Annotated in this window: 2 protein-coding genes; both read right to left on the bottom strand. The window is 56.4% G+C overall.

The genetic code is table 11. The features are described 5' to 3' along the window. Positions 1–453: ABC transporter permease subunit (locus tag R7Z41_RS24280; protein WP_318141675.1), on the bottom strand; the 453-nt coding region annotated here is incomplete at its 3' end. A 10-nt stretch (positions 454–463) separates the two neighbouring features. Beyond that, a partial coding sequence (locus tag R7Z41_RS24275) for an LLM class flavin-dependent oxidoreductase (RefSeq protein WP_318141674.1) occupies positions 464–1088 on the bottom strand: 625 nt, incomplete at its 5' end.

The following is a 1088-nucleotide window of genomic DNA, read 5'->3' as shown; positions in this document are numbered from 1 at the left end:
ATCGATATTACGGATGCCATGCCAGGTGTTGATATAAATGGGGAATAGCGTGCCGAGCGCCACCAGAAAGATTTTTGCGGATTCATCAATGCCAAACCACAAAATCACCAGCGGGATCAGCGCCAGATGCGGCACGTTGCGCAACATCTGAATTGAGGTATCCAGCAGCCGTTCTCCCCAGCGAGATAGCCCGCTAATCAGTCCCAAAATCAACCCCAGCGATCCGCCAATTGAAAAGCCAATCAGCGCCCGCCAGGAGCTGATCGCCAGATGCTGCCACAGTTCGCCGCTGGCGGAGAGCGTCCAGAACGCCGTCACCACCCCTTCCGGTGAGGGCAAAATACGCGTCGACAGCCAGCCAACTGAGGAGGCCAGTTGCCACACCGCCACGATGCCCACCGGTAAAAACCAGGGGGCAACGCGCAATAACCACTTCTTCACTGGCGTTGCCATTATTTCTTCCTTAGCTTTGCGCGACTTTACGGGGGATAAAATCATTCGCCACCGCTTCGCCTTGCGGATTCAGCGGCTGCGGCTGGGGAATTTCCGGAATGGCGACATCCAGATGTGGGAACAGCAACTCGCCGACCCGATACGCTTCTTCCAGATGCGGATAGCCCGAAAGCACAAAACTGTCGATGCCAAGCGCGGCATATTCGTTGATTCGCGCAGCGACCGTAGGACCATCGCCCACCAGCGCCGTCCCGGCACCGCCGCGCACTAAGCCAACGCCCACCCATAAATTGGGGCTGATCTCCAGATTGTCGCGCTTGCCGTTATGTAACGCCGCCATTCGCTGTTGTCCTACGGAATCCGTCCGGGCGAATGCGGCCTGTGCTTTGGCGATAGTTTCATCATCAAGATGCGAGATTAACCGCTCGGCGGCCTGCCACGCTTCGTCGTTAGTTTCACGAACAATCACATGCAGACGAATACCGAAACGAATTTTGCGTCCATGCGCGGCAGCTTTCGCCCGCACTTGTTCGATTTTCTCTTTAACCAGTTCCGGAGGTTCGCCCCAGGTGAGGTAGAGATCAACCTGTTCTGCCGCCAACTCCTGGGCGACATCTGACGATCCGCCAAAGTAA

This window comes from Vibrio sp. 1457 (genome assembly GCF_033340195.1).
In the GTDB taxonomy this organism is placed as follows: Bacteria; Pseudomonadota; Gammaproteobacteria; order Enterobacterales; family Vibrionaceae; genus Vibrio; species Vibrio alginolyticus.
The sequence above is the reverse complement of the archived record's forward strand: the minus strand, read 5'-3'. Positions and strand labels throughout refer to the sequence as shown.